Origin of the sequence: Proteinivorax tanatarense (assembly GCF_040267685.1) — a bacterium.
GTDB classification, from domain to species: Bacteria; Bacillota; Proteinivoracia; order Proteinivoracales; family Proteinivoracaceae; genus Proteinivorax; species Proteinivorax tanatarense.
In genome coordinates, this window is the sequence record NZ_CP158367.1 from 1195686 (window position 1) to 1210998 (window position 15313).

The following is a 15313-nucleotide window of genomic DNA, read 5'->3' on the forward strand; positions in this document are numbered from 1 at the left end:
GAGTATTTTGCGCTTTGAAAAGTATCAAGGTACAGGTAATGATTTTATAATATTTAATGGATTGGAAAATAGACTTAAAGAAAGAGAAACTTTAGCAAGGAAAGTTTGTCATAGGAGATTTGGTATTGGTGCCGATGGAATGATGATAGTAGAAAATTCAAATATAGCTGATGTTAGAATGGATTTTTTTAACTCTGATGGCTCAGTTGCACCTATGTGTGGAAACGGAATAAGGTGTTTTGCAAAATATGTTTATGATAACAAACTAGTTGACTTCAAAAACTTTACAGTGGAAACTCTTGCAGGGGTAATGGACGTTAACTTAGTTATTAGAGAAGGGTTAACAAGACTTGTTACTATTAACATGGGGAAACCTGAATTTGAAACTTCAAAAGAAGATGTTTTGATATCTAATAGGATAATAAACAAAAAGTTAATTTTTAAAGAAGAGTCTTATTTTATTTCTGTACTTAAAATGGGAACTTTACACAGTGTAGTTTTTGTAGATAATCTTCAATGCATTGATGTCAATCGTCAAGGGAAGAATATAGAAAGTTCTCCAATTTTCACCAAAAAGACTAATGTAAACTTTGCTCAAGTTATAGATAACAAAAACATAAAGGTTGTAACTTATGAAAGAGGAGTTGGCCAGACACTGTCTTGTGGGACTGGTGCTGCAGCGACAGCTGTTGTTTCTACTTTGGTAAAAGGAACAGATAATGACATAACAGCCCATGTTCCTGGAGGCAAGCTTGGAATCAAACAATTACAAAAGGAGGTTTATATGACGGGACCGGCGGAGTTAATCTGTCGAGGAATATATAATTTTTAGGAGGTGCAATAATGAGAGAAGCTAATCTAGCCATAGTAGGTGCTACAGGTATGGTGGGTCAAACCATTAAAAGAGTGTTAGAAGAGAGAGACTTTCCCGTAAATAAAATTTTGTTTTTAGCATCTAAAAGGTCTGTAGGCAAAAAGGTTATGTTTAAAGGCAAAGAACATGTTGTTCAAGAGCTTAACGAAGGTTCTTTTAAGGATATAGACATAGCTTTATTTTCTGCAGGAGGGGCGATAAGCAAAAAATATGCTTTAATTGCAAAAGAAAACGGCACTGTAGTGGTAGATAATAGCAGTGCATGGAGAATGGATGAGGATGTACCTTTAGTGGTACCTGAAGTTAATCCAGAAGATGCCTTTAGTCATAAAGGGATAATATCAAACCCAAACTGTAGCACAATTCAAGCTGTCCTTCCTCTAAAAGTGTTAGACGACCTTTTTAAAGTAAAGAGAGTGGTTTATTCAACATACCAAGCAGTTTCAGGGTCAGGTGTGGCTGGTGTAGATGATCTTAAGGCAGGTATCCAGGGAAAAGAACCTAAAAACTACCCACATCCAATAGCTTTTAATTGCTTACCACATATCGATGTCTTTATGGATGATGGATACACAAAAGAAGAAAGAAAAATGATAGATGAAACGAAGAAAATTCTTAAAAGCAGCAAGATGGGAGTTACCGCTACTACGGTTAGAGTTCCTGTGGAGAATGGACATAGTCTATCAGTTAATGTTGAGCTAGAAAAGCCCTATAATTTACAAAGCGTCTTACAATCTCTAAATGACAAGGAAGGTATAGTCGTATTAGATGATATAAAAAATAATGTGTACCCTATGGCAATTAACGCGCATAACACTGATGATGTATACGTAGGTAGGCTTAGAAGGGACTTTAGCTTAGAAAATGGTTTAAACCTATGGGTTGTTGCAGATAACATTAGAAAAGGGGCGGCAACCAATACGGTCCAAATAGCAGAACTTTTACTAAAGGAGGATTAATAATGAGTATATTTAAGGGTTCAGGAGTTGCTTTGGTAACACCATTTAAAGAAGGTAAGGTTAATTTTGAAAAGCTAGAGGAGTTAATTAACTGGCATATTTCAAATAGTACAGATGCAATAATAGTTTGTGGAACTACTGGTGAGTCAGCCACACTATCCACTGAGGAAAAAAAGCAGGTAATTACTTTTGCAGTAGAAAAAACAAAAGGCCGTGTGCCGCTAATTGCAGGAACAGGGGGCAACAACACTGAAGAAGTTGTTAAAATGAGTAAGTTTGCTGAAAGCCAAGGGGCAGATGGCTTGCTTATAGTAACCCCTTACTATAACAAAACCACCCAACGAGGTATTGTTAACCATTACTTTACTATTTCTGATGCAGTTGATGTACCAATTATCCTATACAACGTTCCCGGTCGAACAGGTTTAAACATAGAGCCTAAAACTGTTGCATACCTGGCAGAACGTAAAAATATTATTGGAATAAAGGAAGCTAGTGCCGATATAAGTCAGGTAGCGCAAATAGCAAATCTTTGCCCTAAAGGATTTGCAATCTACTCAGGAAATGATGACCAGATAGTACCACTTCTTTCACTAGGAGGCGCAGGAGTGATTTCGGTAGTTGCAAACATATTACCTAAAGAAACTCACGATATGGCACAAAATTACTTAGACGGTGACACCGACAAAGCAAGAGATATCCAACTTAAAATGCTTGATGTTATCGACGCCATGTTTATAGAAACTAATCCTATACCTGTAAAAACAGCTCTAAATATGATGGGCATGGATGTAGGAGAACTTAGGCAGCCCCTTATAGAGATGGAGAAACAAAATAGAGATACCTTAGCGGAGTCTCTTAGGGATATTGGTTTAGAAATTAAGGAGTGATAAATGTGATAAACACTGCAATATATGGAGCAAATGGCAAGATGGGACAAGTGCTGAGTAAAAAAATTGCTCAGAATCCTAATTTTTCTGCAGCTTGCGGCGTGGATAAAAACCCAGAAAAATACCAAAATAACTTCCCAGTCTATGAAAACCCTTACTCCTACAAAGGGGAGCTAGACCTGATAATTGACTTTTCTCATCCTAGTAATTTAGAGCAAATGTTAGAATTTGCAAAGAAAAGAAAAGTTCCTACGGTTATTGCAACTACAGGATATAGTGAACAGCAAATTGCATCAATTAAAGAAGCTTCCAGCGAAATACCAGTGCTTTACTCTCCTAATATGTCTTTAGGTGTAAACATTGTAAACACCATATTAAACCAGTATAGTAAGCTTTTAAATGATGCACATGATATTGAGATTATTGAAAAACACCACAATAAAAAAATAGATGCGCCTAGTGGCACAGCGCTACTTTTTGCTAATACAATAAATGAAGCTCTTGATAATTCAAAAGAGTTTAATTACGGTAGAGAAGGCAAAAACTGTCCAAGAAATGATAAAGAAATAGGTATCCATACCGTAAGAGGTGGTGCTATCTCAGGTGAGCATAATATTATTTTCGCCGGAGATCATGAAGTTATAGAGATAAAACATACAGCTTTATCGAAAGATGTGTTCGCGTTAGATGCACTTAAGGCGGGGCAAACTATAGTTAACATGCCCGTAGGCTTTTATGCCATGCAAGACATATTTAACTTATAAAACTGAAAGGAAGATGAAAATGACTGTAGATAATAACAATTTAACTGATGCTTATGCAATTGCTAGATTTATTAAAGAAACAGAGAAATCAACTCCTGTAAAAGCATACATTAAAGGGGGTTTAAGCGATATAGACTTTGCTAATGTAAAGGCTTTTGGTGAGGGAAATTCTCGCACTGTTTTTGGTGATGTGAAGGATGTTAAAATGCTATTAGACCAGAATCAAGATAAAATCGAAGACTTTGTTTTAGAAAATGATCGTAGAAACTCTGCAATTCCACTTTTAGATTTAACAGAAATAGAGGCACGTATTGAGCCAGGTGCCATGATAAGAGATAGAGTAAGCATTGGTAAAAAAACCGTTATTATGATGGGTGCAGTAATTAACATCGGTGCTGAAATTGGTGAAGGCACTATGATTGACATGAATGCCATTATAGGTGCTAGAGGAACCATTGGGAAAAATGCTCATATAGGTGCTGGCGCTGTAATTGCCGGAGTTCTTGAGCCACCAAGCAAAGCTCCAGTTATTGTAGAAGATGGCGCGTTAATTGGTGCAAATGCTGTAGTTTTAGAAGGGGTAAAAGTCGGAAAAGGTGCCGTTGTTGCAGCTGGCGCCATCGTTACAAAAGATGTTCCAGCTAATACAGTGGTTGCCGGGTCCCCTGCAAGAATAATAAAGGAAATAGATGAAAAAACAGCTGACAAAACTAAGATTTTAGGAGATTTAAGGGACTAGGTGGTATCTGTGAAAAGTATTTTTGAAAAGGATAATGAGTACATCCTTAACTTATATAAAAGAAATAACCTTCATATAACAAAAGCCGAAGGTTGTTACCTTTATGATTCTAATGGTCAGAGTTATTTAGATATGTTTAGTGGTATAGCTGTCAATAGTCTTGGGCAAAGAAATAAAGAAGTAATTAAGGCAATTGAAAAACAGTTGTCTAAGTATAATCATTTATCTAATTATTTTGTTAGTGAGCCAGTTATTGATTTAGCACAATTTTTAGTTGAATTCAGCTCTGCCTCAAAAGTTTTTTTCACAAACTCAGGAGCTGAAGCTAATGAAGCAGCTATTAAGTTAGCGAGAAAGTTTGGAAGAACTATTGATATAGATAAAACAGAGATAGTTACATTCTATAATTCATTTCACGGTAGAACTACAGGTACGATGACTTTAACGGGGCAGGAGAAGTATAAAGACAGCTTTGCCCCTGTTCTCCCACAAATAAAACATGTTAAATTTAACGACATAGATGAATTAAAGAAAGTGGTTTCCGATAGAACCTGCGCCATGTTTTTAGAAATTGTCCAAGGTGAAGGAGGGGTTAGACAGCTCTGCCCAAAATATGTTCAAGAATTAAGTGAACTGGCTAAAAAACATAATTTTTTACTCATAATCGACGAAATTCAGACAGGACTTTGTCGTACAGGAAAGCTTTTTAGCTATCAATCTTTAGATGTAGTTCCAGATGTAATAACCTTGGCTAAGGGTTTAGGAGGGGGACTTCCCTTAGGTGCAATGTTGGTCAGTGAAAAGTTGGATAACATTTTACAACATGGTGACCATGGCAGTACTTTTGGTGGTAATCCTGTTGCCTGTGCAGCGGGAACAGCAGTCTTAAAAACTATAACTAAAGAGGGATTTAGCCAGCAAGTAACTGGCAAGGGGGAATATATTATTAATAAGCTAAAGTCTTTAAAAAAGAGGCATCCTAAAATAATAAAAGAAATTAGAGGCAAAGGTCTTATGATAGGAATCGATGTTGGAGAATTTGCTAACGTAATAAAAGAGAGGGGCATAAAACATTGTTTGCTTTTAAATGTAACTAGCAACAGTGTAATAAGGATATTGCCTCCTTTAAATATTAGCTATGGTGAAATAGATGAGTTTTTAAACAAGTTTGAATTGATACTTAAAGAAACTTAGGGAGTTGGAACTATGATTAGTGGGGATATATTAGATGACTTAACAGAAATACGTAGAAAACTACACTCTATTCCAGAAATTGCTTTTAGCTTGTATAAAACCCATGATGTAGTAAAGGAATATCTTGTATTATTCGGATATAACCCCGAAACTGTAGCTGAAACCGGCCTAGTAGCTGTTAAACAAGGGAAATCAAAAAAAGCTATAGCTTTTAGGGCTGATATGGATGGTTTGAATGTATATGAGAATAACAGCATAGATTATGCTTCTATACATCAAGGCAAAATGCATGCTTGCGGCCATGATGGTCACATGGCAATCCTGTTAGGTTTTGCTAAACTTTTAGCTTCTATGCCACCGCCAGAGAAAACTATTGTGCTAATTTTTCAGCCAGCCGAAGAGGGGCCTGGAGGTGCTAAAAAGGTTATCGATGAAGGTGTACTTGAAAAATATAGTATCGAGAGCATTTTTGGGATTCATATTTTCCCAGGGTTAGATGAAGGCAAGCTTGGAGTAGTAGATGGCCCTCTTATGGCACAAAATGGCGAAGTTGACATCAAAATACAAGGACGTAGCAGTCATGGTGCTCAACCTCAACAGGGTAGCGACGCTATAGTTGCAGCTAGCAACTTAGTTATGAGCTTACAGAACATTCCTAGTCGTAAAATTGATCCATTAGAGCTAGCGGTAATAACCTTAGGTACTATGCGTGGTGGAGAAGCTAGAAATATTATCTCTAAAATGGTTGAGCTGTCAGGAACCATAAGAGCTTTTAATACTGAAGTCTATAAGACTATAAAAGAGCAGCTAAATTCAGTTTGTATCGGTATACAAAAGATATATGATGTTGAAGTACACTTAGATATTAAGGATTTTTATCCCCCTGTAATTAACGATAAAAATTTATATAAAAAGGTGGTATCAGGTTTTGAACCATCAAAGGTTGAAAATGTAAAGCCCTTGATGCTGGCAGAAGACTTTTCTTTTTATCAACAAAAAATCCCTGGGTTTTTTATATTATTAGGTTCTAAAAGTATAAAAAAAGGGTTTATACACCCTTTACACAATGCTAAATTTAACTTTGATGAAAGTATCTTGCTTGATGGAGTGAAGGTGTATTTGGATATAAGTAAATCCTTAAGTTTGCTATAAAGCTATGGTGCCATTGGTATCATAGCTTTTTTAGTTGAAAAGAAATGCTGTATATAAAGAAGATTTATATAGGATAATGTTATGTTAGGGTAAAAGCTTCAACAGGTATGTTATAATTTTAACAAACGTTAAGAAAGATTTAAAACTAGGTAATTGTAAAGTTTACCCCTTAGACGAAAGTCACTTAGAAGAAACCAAGGTTCTTAGTCTTAGGATCAGAATGACATTATTAGGTAGTTTGGGGGATTTTTTTAAATTATTTATAAAAACACTGTTAAAGTGTTGTAGATTTTTCAATTGCCTATTTAAAAACCATTAGGAGGTATTTTAAATGTTCAGATTCGGACCTTTTGAGTTGCTTTTGATATTAGGAATTGCTTTAGTAGTTTTTGGCCCAGCCAAGCTTCCCGAAATTGGAAAAGCTTTAGGAAAGGGAATTAAAGAGTTTAAAAATCAAACGAATACTTTGACTGGCAGTAATGACAAAGCTACAGAAGAAGGTAAAAAGTAAAAATGATATTATAGGGAGGTAGCATTACATGGGAGATAAGAAACTTACTATTGTTGGTCACTTAGCGGAACTAAGATTACGAATAATAATTACGGCCCTCTCTATATTATTTGGTACTATTTTAAGCTACTTTTACATTGAGGAAATAACACACTTACTAATAATTCCCGCTGGATATCAGGACTTTGTTTATTTAAGTCCTCCGGAGTTGTTTCTTTCATATATCAAGATATCTATAATCTGTGGGATATTTTTAGCATTGCCTATTATATTGTTTCAAGTTTGGTTTTTTGTAATGCCAAGCGTAACTATAAGAGATAAAGTTTATATGATTCTTGCTATCTTAATGTCAACTATTTTTTTTGTTGGTGGAGTAGTATTTTCATATTTTATAATTATCCCCTTGACATTGGAGTTCTTTACGGAACTCTCTAGTAATGAAATAACTCCAATGTTTTCTTTTGCCAGTTATCTAAGTTTTATATTATCAATTTTGTTATCATTTGGGTTAGCATTTCAATTACCTTTACTGGTTTTGTTACTTACTAAACTTAATTTAATAACCCCTGAGCTACTTAAAAAGTCCAGAAAGTATACATTCTTACTGATTTTTTTATTTGCTTCAATTTTAACTCCTCCCGATGTAATTTCGCAGGTGCTTCTTGCAGGCCCAATGATCCTGTTGTTTGAGTTAAGTATAATCATATCAAACGTTATAAAATGGAGAAGTAAAAAATAAGGTGAGATAATTCGGTAGCTTATTAATATAGGAATAGTTTAATAGTATTTTAATAACTCATTAGCATTTAATAATTTAATAGTAATCTAATAATTTAATAGTATTTTAATAACTTTTTAATAAGTGCCTTAAGGCACTTATTTTTTTTGAAAAAGGTAAACGTTTATTATAAAAGTATGTTAATATTAAATTAGTAATCTTAAAGGGGATATGGAGATGACTTCAAGTAAAATTGAGCAAATAAAAAATAAAAAACAAATAGAAGTCTATAAAAGGAAAAGCCAAACACCATATGCATTAATTTTAGCAATTATTATAACAGGGATATCGGTTTATTTTTTTAGTGCTAATTCCAGTAAGCTAGGGGTTTTACTTATTTTGGGTACTGCTATGGGTTTTATTATTCAGAGATCAAGGCTTTGTTTTGCAGGAAGTATTAGAAATTCTATAATGCTAGGTAATGTAAAATTATTGAAATCGGTGGTAATAGCTCTTATTGTAGCGTCATTTGGTTTTTTTATTTTGCAATATATTGCTGTAGGCGATAGTATCAATATAATTGTAGAACAGGTCCCCGGTCAAATAAAACCAGTAGGTATTCATACAGTAATTGGAGCTGTTATTTTTGGTATAGGAATGGTGATGGCGGGGGCTTGTGTGTCCGGTAGTCTAATTCGGTCAGGAGAGGGATTTATACTTCAGCTTATGGTAATACTGGGTATCGTAGTGGGAACGGTTTTGTCAGGGGTAGTGCTGTTTGAATTTTTTGATCAAACTCTAAATATTCTAAGTTCACCAACAATATATTTGCCGAAGTTAATTGGCTTTTGGCCCACACTAATTTTACAGTTAGCAGTGTTATTTTTAATATATTTTTTTATGAATTGGTATGAGAAAAAATAAGGTTAAGCAAAAGGAGGTTAGTTATGGCTGAGTTCAAGCTGGATTGTATGCACGAAGTTTGTCCAATCCCGTTATTAAAAGCTGCGAAGAAGCTTAAGGTTATGGAGTTTGGTGATGTATTAATAATGAAAACAGACCATAATTGTTCGATAGCAAATGTAATTGAGTGGGTGGACAAGCAAGGACATGCTATGGACTATGTTGAAGTGGATCAAGGAGAGTGGGAAATTTATATTGAAAAATTGAAGTAAATTTAAGGGGTTTTAAAATGAAGATTAATAAATCGTGGCCTTACTGGTTGGGTATGGTTTTGTTGGCTGTCATAAACATTGCATTGTTAGCATTTATAGGCTCGCCATGGCAAATAACTAGTGTTTTTTTATACTGGGGAATTTTTGTACTGAATTCTTTAGGTTTTGAATCCCTAGGGGAAAGTTATACCATATATTATGGAAATGGATTAAGTTTTGAAGACGCTGAAATAATTTATTATTTAACGATACTAAATATTGGTATAATTGCAGGATCGCTATTATCAGCGTTATTATCTTCGGAGTTTAAAGTGAAGAAAATTAAAAACAAGAAACAATTAGTGCTAGGGATCTTTGGAGGAGTGCTAATGGGGTTTGGAGCAAGAATAGCTTTAGGATGTACCATAGGAGGTTATTTTAGTGCCATCCCTTCTTTCTCGTTACATGGATGGGTATTTGCAATTTTTATGTTTTTAGGTGTTTTAATTGGTTGCAAAATATTATACAAAGATTTGATATAAAAAAGCTATCATCAACCTTGCATGGTTTAATGATAGCTTTTTTAACAAAATCCTCTTTTAGAAGATTTAATAAAGTCTACAAATTGTTTTTCATAGGTGGACAAAGGATTATCCGCTCTATATGCTACATAGAATTCATTGTATACCTCTAGACCTTCTACGGTAATTTCTTTTAGAGTACCCTCTTTTAACTCTCTTTTAATTGTAAGTTCAGGAATAAATGAAATTCCTTTTCCAGATATTACTGAAGTTTTTATTGCTTCCATTGAATTAAAATGATAAATGATATTTAAATCATTTAATGTTACACCCTTAAGTTTTAAATGATTATTTATTGTTTCTCTAGTTCCTGAACCTTCCTCCCTAAAGATTAGAGGTAGCTTTTTAAATTCTTCAATATTAATAGATTTCTGTAGAAAAGGTAATGACGTAACTAATACAAGACGATCACTAGCTATTTTTTCAGTGTTTATATTTTTAGGAGGAGTATTGCCGTGTATAATCCCTATATTAACTGTTCTATCTAACAGGTTTTTAATAACTCCGACAGAATTATTTATATTAAAGTCTATATTAACATCACTATATTTTTGTTTGTATATATAAATACTACAAGGCAATGCATATTCACCTACTGCCTTACATGAACTCAACAAGAGTTCTTTTGTTTGAGTTTGCACGTTTTTAAGATCTCGTTCAATATTGCTGTGCATAGATAAAATGCTATCGGCATAATCGAAAACAATGGCCCCAGCTTCTGTTAATTTCACTCCTTTATTACTACGAATTAAAAGGGAAGAATCTAGCTGCTTTTCTAGTGATTGTATTTGCATACTAAGTCCAGGCTGTGTTAAATGAAGTTCCTTGGCAGCTTTTGAAATACTATTTAGCTTTACTGTTGTGTAAAAAGATTTTAGATGTTGAATGTTCAAGCTGAAGACCTCCTTATAAAAAACCTTATTAACAAGGTAAAAAACTTGTAGCAAATAACATTATAGCATAACAATATGTTACTGATAAGGCCTAAGGACATAAAAGACTACACTTTATGGTAGATAAGTTATTATTATTTACCATAAGTGAAAGTTATAACTATCCGATGGTAAAGTGCGTTATAATTTTAACATGAAAACATAATTTAAGGAGGACTTAAAGTGGAGAAAAAAGAAAAACAAATTTCACGTAAAGATTTTATTAAGGGAGTAGGCACTTCATTAGCTGGAGTTACTGTTCTTGGCGGAATGGGGCTAATGGCTGGATGTTCTGAAGGAGCTGATTCTTCTGCAACAGATAAATCAACTCCTGATTGGCCATTTCCATACGTAACTCTTGATCCAGATAAAGTGGCTGACAGAACTTATAAAGCTTATAAAGAAATGGGTGGCTGAGGTGTTGGTGTAGCCGAAGGGTTCTTCGGCATGTTAGCTGACGAAGTGGGTTATCCATTTAATCAGATACCGGCAATGGCTTTTGTTAATGCTGGTGCCGGTTATGCTGGTCAGTACAGTTTATGTGGTTCCCTTGGTGTAGCAGCTGCCTGTATTGGGACTGTTTGTGAAGCAGATACTCAAAGAAAGCTAGTAAATGAGCTTTGGGATTGGTATAAGGAGCACCCCTTCCCTCAATATCAACCAGCAGAAATGGACTTAGAAAATACCGTAGCAGAATCTGTACTTTGTAGTGATTCTGTAGGTAAATTTATGCAAGCGCAAGGTATAACATTTGGAGATCCAGAGCGTGGAGAGCGTTGTGCTGGTGTTGCGGCAGAAATTGCTAAAAAGACAGTTGAACTGTTAAATGAAACGTTATAATATTACTTAATTATGATAAAAAGCAGTAGGTAGCTACTTTGTAGCTTGCCTACTGTTTTTTAATTGAGGGGAGGATACATAGGATTTTACTTTATATGTAAGTGGCAAGTGTTATTATATTCCATAATATATGGGTTTTATTAAACAAATTGATAGCACGTACCTACTAGATGTACTTTATAGAATTTTTTGTTATGCAAATTAAGTTTAATTAGAGTTTTCTTTTTGTGCATTATAATATAATAGAGGTAGAAAGAACTTTCAAAAATGTAAAATAAAAAGAGGTGTTATAAAATAATGGCTAATAAAATTATAACAAAGCCAAAAGAGATAAGTGAGAATCCAAAGGTGTTGTATACTGGTAATCATTATATTGCTATACCCATTATAGACTGTAAAAGTGGAGGGGTAAAGAGTATAAATCTCTTATCAAGCACAAATAAAGCTCTAGTTGAAGTGGAAGGTAGAAAGGATTTATTTTATCCTAAATTTTATAAAGGGGATAAAGGTCTGAAAATTGAAAAAATAGAAGGAGAAAAAGAACTTTTTTATTCGCCTAGACTCATATTTCACTTGGAATTTAATATTAAGGTAGTGCTTAAACTTTATGCTGATTTATGCGAGAAAGGCTTTGTGTTTCAATTTGAAAGTAATGAAAATATAGAAGTAGTACTTGAATTTAACGTAAGCCAATTAAATCTTTTACGATTCAACTCTCATCCGGTAAAAACAGATATCGAGTTTATGAAAGACAAATGGCTTTCAAACCCTGTAGTTAATTTGTCAAGTGAAAAAATTTCCTTAGCTATGGGTTTTGGTGGAGAAAAGGATTTTACATATAAGTATGACAAAGTTTTAAAGCTTGCAGAATTAAAAGTTAAGTGTAACAGAAAAAATGCCATCTATGTTACAGTAAATAGTGATCCTGATGGTGCATCTACTACTTTAATTCACTTAAAGAGAAAGGGTTATCATAATATATATAACCAGTTAATAAGTTGGTTAAAAGAAAAAATTATTAGTTATTCACCAGATAAACAGTTAGAAAAAGTAATGAATGAAAATTTATTTTTTAATTATTTTTATGCAATAGGCAAAGATATGGATACAGACCAATACATCGCATTAACATCAAGAAGTCCTAGGTATTATGTGTCTGGTGCTTTTTGGGAAAGAGATAGCTTTCTGTGGTCTTTTCCAGCTATTAAACTAATTGATTATGAACTTCATAGGGAACTTTCACGAGAGATGATTATAATGCATAGTAAAAATCCCGGAGATCATGCTCACTATATTGATGGTACCGTGCTATATCCTGGATTTGAATTAGATGAGGCAGCCAGTTATTTTATTTTACTAGGGGAACTAGAGTACAACTATATAGATGATGAAATCATGAGAGCATTTTTAAAGGTATGGAATTCCATCGAAAAAAGGTATGATGAAGAAACAAGACTTTATAGCACGTTTTTACTTCCATCAGATGATCCTGCAGAATACCCTTTTGTAACTATAAACAATGTGATTTTACATCGGGGATTGCTTAATTATAAAAAACTATTAGAATTTAAAGGTGAGTATGAAAAAGGGGAATTCATCTCTAGAAGAATTGAAGGTATTGAGTTAGGAATAAAAAGACACTTATTAAAAAAAGTAAAAGGAAAGAAAATGTTTCTATGGTCAGCAGACGGAAAGGGGAATTTTCGACTTTATAATGACCCGCCTGGAAATCTAGGTTTATTATGTTACTATAACTACGTTGATAAAGATGATAAAGCTTTTGTTAATACAATTAACTATTATTATTCGACAAAATATAAATATTTTTTTGAGGATGCTAAAATACAGGAGCTGGCATGTGATCATCATCCTAATACTCCGTCAGGACTTGGGTTATGCGGAAGCATTTTAAATCCTATAAAAAGAAAAGAGGCGCTCCGGTGGCTAAAACATGCAAGAATGGACAACGGTCTGCTATCAGAAAGCTATGATAAAAATACTGGTGAAGGTAAAACAGGTGTCGGATTTGCAACTGGTTCAGGATATTTAGCCTTTGCACTTTACTATGCACTAATTAAGGAGGGGTTGAGTGAAAGTAGCAGCAGTTCACTGGACCAGTGATGTGTATAAAAAAATAACTGATGAACGAAGCCTATTTACTGCTATGGAAAAGGAGCTTAATAAAGCGCAGCAGCAAAAAGTGCAACTTATTGTTTTCCCTGGCTTTTTAGGGTGTTTATATGCACAAATAACAATGGAAAAATTTAGTGAATACTTAGATATGGTATATAAGTTTTCTAAAGAGTTCAAAGTTGCTATATGTCCGGGTTCTTATTGGGAGAAAACTAATAATGAATGTTATCACTCTACCTCTATAATAAAAAATGGCAAATTGATTGTGAACCAAAGACAGATATATCTAGCTAAATGGGAACAAAGGATAGGTCTAAGCAGAGGAATAAAACTTAACACTTGTCAACTGGGGAAGTTTAATATAGGAATTATGATATCCACTGATAACTTTTATCCTCAAGTTGGTAGGGCGTTGGCTAAAATGGGATGTGATTTAGTATTATCGCCTATAGGTTTAGTTGGAAATTATAATGAAGCATTACAAATAAGTGGGGTTCATCAAAAAGTACAACAAAATTTATTTTTTGCAATAGAATGTGGGTTTAATGGAAATGTTAAGGGAAATAGTTTTTGGTCTAGTTCTAGTATACATGCACCTCTTTTGATGACTGCTGAAGAAAGGGGATATTTGTGTAAATCAAATAGCACCCCCCAGCTATTGACGGCAGAGTTAGTACATAAAGATAGGTTAAAAGCGATTTCTAATTTCAATGTTTTGAATCATTTAAACACTGAATTTTATTGTAAAATGAAAATGTTTAACGGAGGTATAAAATGACAAGTGCAAGAGTTCTCAGATACCTACTTGAAAAAAAACTTAATACAAACCTAATAGATCAATATTATGATAAATTACCTGCCTTAGACGAAATTAGAATTTCAGACCAAACCAACCTAAAGGTATCCTGTATACAAAGGGAAGTTATTCTTGTAAAAGATATTAAGGATTATTTGGATATGGCTAATTCGTTTGTGAAAATAGCGGTAAAAGAAGGTAGCGATCTGGTTGTGTTTCCTGAATATAATTTTTTTGATTTATTTGGTTTAATTCCTGGAACTAAAAAGATCAATAATTACATAAATAAAAAAAATACTTCTTCTGATTTAACTGATAAAAATGGGACTGCAGAGTTTAAAGGACGTAATTATTTAAAAAACATTTTAGCTGTTACAGCAAAACCTATAAGTAAAGCTATTAGGAAAATTTACTCTCAACTTGCAAATCACTATGGTATTTATATTTATACAGGTACATTTATAGAGAATAGAGGGGGGGTTTTATACAACACAGGATCCCTATTTGATAACAAAGGAAACCTTATAGGAAATCAAGATAAAATACACCTAACAGAGTTTGAAGAACAAATAGGTATAACAAGAGCCAATCAGCTTAATATTCATAATTTGCCATGGGGCAAATTAGCTTTCCCTATATGTATGGATGCTACATATTATGAAACTTTTCAAATTGCCAAAGAATATGAGGCAGACTTTGTTATTGTACCCATAGCTAATATGGAAGAGTATAGTATGTGGAGAGCGTTAAGAGGGGTTTGGCCTAGGGTACAAGAAAGTTATGTTTACGGACTTAAGTCTTCTTTAAACGGATGGATTTTCGGGGTTCACTTTACAGGGAAAGCTGGTATTTTTGCTCCCCTATCAATAACGGCTAAAAAGGATGGTGTGATCGCACTTGCTCCCAATTATGAAGGGAATTATGTAGTGACATCGGAACTTGTACTATCAAATTTATATGAGGCTAGGGAAAATGACGAGTATTTTGGTGACAAAAACCATTGTTTTGAGAAGGAATATATTAAAAATACTTACCTTTGAAAAATATAACAGGCAATATTTTGGGAAACATTCTAA

The 15313-nt window shown here is 33.9% G+C and carries 17 protein-coding genes and 1 pseudogene; 17 read left to right on the forward strand and 1 reads right to left on the reverse strand.

Annotated elements, in window-relative coordinates; all coding sequences use genetic code 11:
- Positions 1-7: 7 nt before the first annotated feature.
- The 12 genes from dapF (at position 8) to PRVXT_RS05910 (ending at position 9497) form a co-directional block, all read left to right on the forward strand.
- On the forward strand, positions 8-832 hold the full coding sequence (gene dapF / locus PRVXT_RS05855; protein ID WP_350344732.1) for a diaminopimelate epimerase: 825 nt from the start codon (positions 8-10) through the stop codon (positions 830-832).
- 11 nt (positions 833-843) lie between these two features.
- Entirely contained in the window at positions 844-1833 is a 990-nt protein-coding gene (locus tag PRVXT_RS05860) for an aspartate-semialdehyde dehydrogenase (protein ID WP_350344733.1), read from the forward strand.
- 2 nt (positions 1834-1835) lie between these two features.
- Positions 1836-2723 (forward strand): 4-hydroxy-tetrahydrodipicolinate synthase, encoded by an 888-nt coding sequence (gene dapA / locus PRVXT_RS05865; protein WP_350344734.1) that lies wholly within the window; start codon positions 1836-1838, stop codon positions 2721-2723.
- Positions 2724-2728: 5 nt separating this feature from the next.
- A complete protein-coding gene (dapB, locus tag PRVXT_RS05870) occupies positions 2729-3487 on the forward strand; it encodes a 4-hydroxy-tetrahydrodipicolinate reductase (RefSeq protein ID WP_350344735.1) in 759 nt (252 codons plus the stop codon).
- A 19-nt stretch (positions 3488-3506) separates the two neighbouring features.
- The gene (gene dapD / locus PRVXT_RS05875; RefSeq protein ID WP_350344736.1) at positions 3507-4226 is read left to right on the forward strand and encodes a 2,3,4,5-tetrahydropyridine-2,6-dicarboxylate N-acetyltransferase; all 720 of its coding nucleotides are present in this window, start codon (positions 3507-3509) and stop codon (positions 4224-4226) included.
- A gap of 9 nt (positions 4227-4235) precedes the next feature.
- Entirely contained in the window at positions 4236-5420 is a 1185-nt protein-coding gene (locus PRVXT_RS05880) for an aspartate aminotransferase family protein (RefSeq protein ID WP_350344737.1), read from the forward strand.
- Between the two features lie 12 nt (positions 5421-5432).
- On the forward strand, positions 5433-6572 hold the full coding sequence (locus tag PRVXT_RS05885; protein ID WP_350344738.1) for a M20 metallopeptidase family protein: 1140 nt from the start codon (positions 5433-5435) through the stop codon (positions 6570-6572).
- A 331-nt stretch (positions 6573-6903) separates the two neighbouring features.
- Positions 6904-7083, forward strand: a complete 180-nt coding sequence (locus PRVXT_RS05890; RefSeq protein ID WP_350344739.1) for a Sec-independent protein translocase subunit TatA/TatB — start codon at positions 6904-6906, stop codon at positions 7081-7083.
- Positions 7084-7111: 28 nt separating this feature from the next.
- Positions 7112-7822, forward strand: coding sequence for a twin-arginine translocase subunit TatC (gene tatC, locus PRVXT_RS05895; protein ID WP_350344740.1), 711 nt, complete (start codon positions 7112-7114; stop codon positions 7820-7822).
- A 216-nt stretch (positions 7823-8038) separates the two neighbouring features.
- Positions 8039-8725: a YeeE/YedE thiosulfate transporter family protein gene (locus PRVXT_RS05900; protein ID WP_350344741.1), complete on the forward strand. Its 687-nt coding sequence runs from the start codon at positions 8039-8041 to the stop codon at positions 8723-8725.
- A gap of 23 nt (positions 8726-8748) precedes the next feature.
- Complete coding sequence (locus tag PRVXT_RS05905) at positions 8749-8976, forward strand: sulfurtransferase TusA family protein (protein WP_350344742.1); 228 nt, start codon at positions 8749-8751, stop codon at positions 8974-8976.
- Positions 8977-8993: 17 nt separating this feature from the next.
- Positions 8994-9497: a YeeE/YedE thiosulfate transporter family protein gene (locus PRVXT_RS05910; RefSeq protein WP_350344743.1), complete on the forward strand. Its 504-nt coding sequence runs from the start codon at positions 8994-8996 to the stop codon at positions 9495-9497.
- A 41-nt stretch (positions 9498-9538) separates the two neighbouring features.
- Here the strand turns inward: PRVXT_RS05910 and PRVXT_RS05915 are convergent, their stop codons facing one another.
- Positions 9539-10429, reverse strand: a complete 891-nt coding sequence (locus PRVXT_RS05915) for a LysR family transcriptional regulator (RefSeq protein WP_350344744.1) — start codon at positions 10427-10429, stop codon at positions 9539-9541.
- A gap of 222 nt (positions 10430-10651) precedes the next feature.
- On the opposite strand from PRVXT_RS05915, the gene PRVXT_RS05920 reads away from it, so the two are divergent.
- The 5 genes and pseudogenes from PRVXT_RS05920 to PRVXT_RS05940 all read left to right on the forward strand — a co-directional run bounded on the left by PRVXT_RS05920 (position 10652) and on the right by PRVXT_RS05940 (position 15277).
- A complete protein-coding gene (locus PRVXT_RS05920) occupies positions 10652-10885 on the forward strand; it encodes a hypothetical protein (RefSeq protein WP_350344745.1) in 234 nt (77 codons plus the stop codon).
- Between the two features lie 24 nt (positions 10886-10909).
- Positions 10910-11308: pseudogene (locus PRVXT_RS05925) on the forward strand (C-GCAxxG-C-C family protein); the annotation flags it as partial.
- Between the two features lie 297 nt (positions 11309-11605).
- Positions 11606-13429, forward strand: a complete 1824-nt coding sequence (locus PRVXT_RS05930; RefSeq protein ID WP_350344746.1) for a glycoside hydrolase family 125 protein — start codon at positions 11606-11608, stop codon at positions 13427-13429.
- Positions 13398-14219 (forward strand): carbon-nitrogen hydrolase family protein, encoded by an 822-nt coding sequence (locus PRVXT_RS05935; protein WP_350344747.1) that lies wholly within the window; start codon positions 13398-13400, stop codon positions 14217-14219. The genes PRVXT_RS05930 and PRVXT_RS05935 overlap by 32 nt, the downstream gene beginning before the upstream one ends.
- Complete coding sequence (locus tag PRVXT_RS05940; protein ID WP_350344748.1) at positions 14216-15277, forward strand: nitrilase-related carbon-nitrogen hydrolase; 1062 nt, start codon at positions 14216-14218, stop codon at positions 15275-15277. The genes PRVXT_RS05935 and PRVXT_RS05940 overlap by 4 nt, the downstream gene beginning before the upstream one ends.
- The last annotated feature ends 36 nt before the right edge of the window (positions 15278-15313 follow it).

What these genes read in the sequence shown, in the direction of transcription:
- PRVXT_RS05860 (WP_350344733.1), top strand. Translation starts at nt 844, where the DNA reads ATGAGAGAAGCTAATCTAGCCATAGTAGGTGCTACAGGTATGGTGGGT.
- dapA (WP_350344734.1), top strand. Translation starts at nt 1,836, where the DNA reads ATGAGTATATTTAAGGGTTCAGGAGTTGCTTTGGTAACACCATTTAAA.
- dapD (WP_350344736.1), top strand. Translation starts at nt 3,507, where the DNA reads ATGACTGTAGATAATAACAATTTAACTGATGCTTATGCAATTGCTAGA.
- PRVXT_RS05885 (WP_350344738.1), top strand. Translation starts at nt 5,433, where the DNA reads ATGATTAGTGGGGATATATTAGATGACTTAACAGAAATACGTAGAAAA.
- PRVXT_RS05890 (WP_350344739.1), top strand. Translation starts at nt 6,904, where the DNA reads ATGTTCAGATTCGGACCTTTTGAGTTGCTTTTGATATTAGGAATTGCT.
- tatC (WP_350344740.1), top strand. Translation starts at nt 7,112, where the DNA reads ATGGGAGATAAGAAACTTACTATTGTTGGTCACTTAGCGGAACTAAGA.
- PRVXT_RS05900 (WP_350344741.1), top strand. Translation starts at nt 8,039, where the DNA reads ATGACTTCAAGTAAAATTGAGCAAATAAAAAATAAAAAACAAATAGAA.
- PRVXT_RS05905 (WP_350344742.1), top strand. Translation starts at nt 8,749, where the DNA reads ATGGCTGAGTTCAAGCTGGATTGTATGCACGAAGTTTGTCCAATCCCG.
- PRVXT_RS05910 (WP_350344743.1), top strand. Translation starts at nt 8,994, where the DNA reads ATGAAGATTAATAAATCGTGGCCTTACTGGTTGGGTATGGTTTTGTTG.
- PRVXT_RS05930 (WP_350344746.1), top strand. Translation starts at nt 11,606, where the DNA reads ATGGCTAATAAAATTATAACAAAGCCAAAAGAGATAAGTGAGAATCCA.
- PRVXT_RS05940 (WP_350344748.1), top strand. Translation starts at nt 14,216, where the DNA reads ATGACAAGTGCAAGAGTTCTCAGATACCTACTTGAAAAAAAACTTAAT.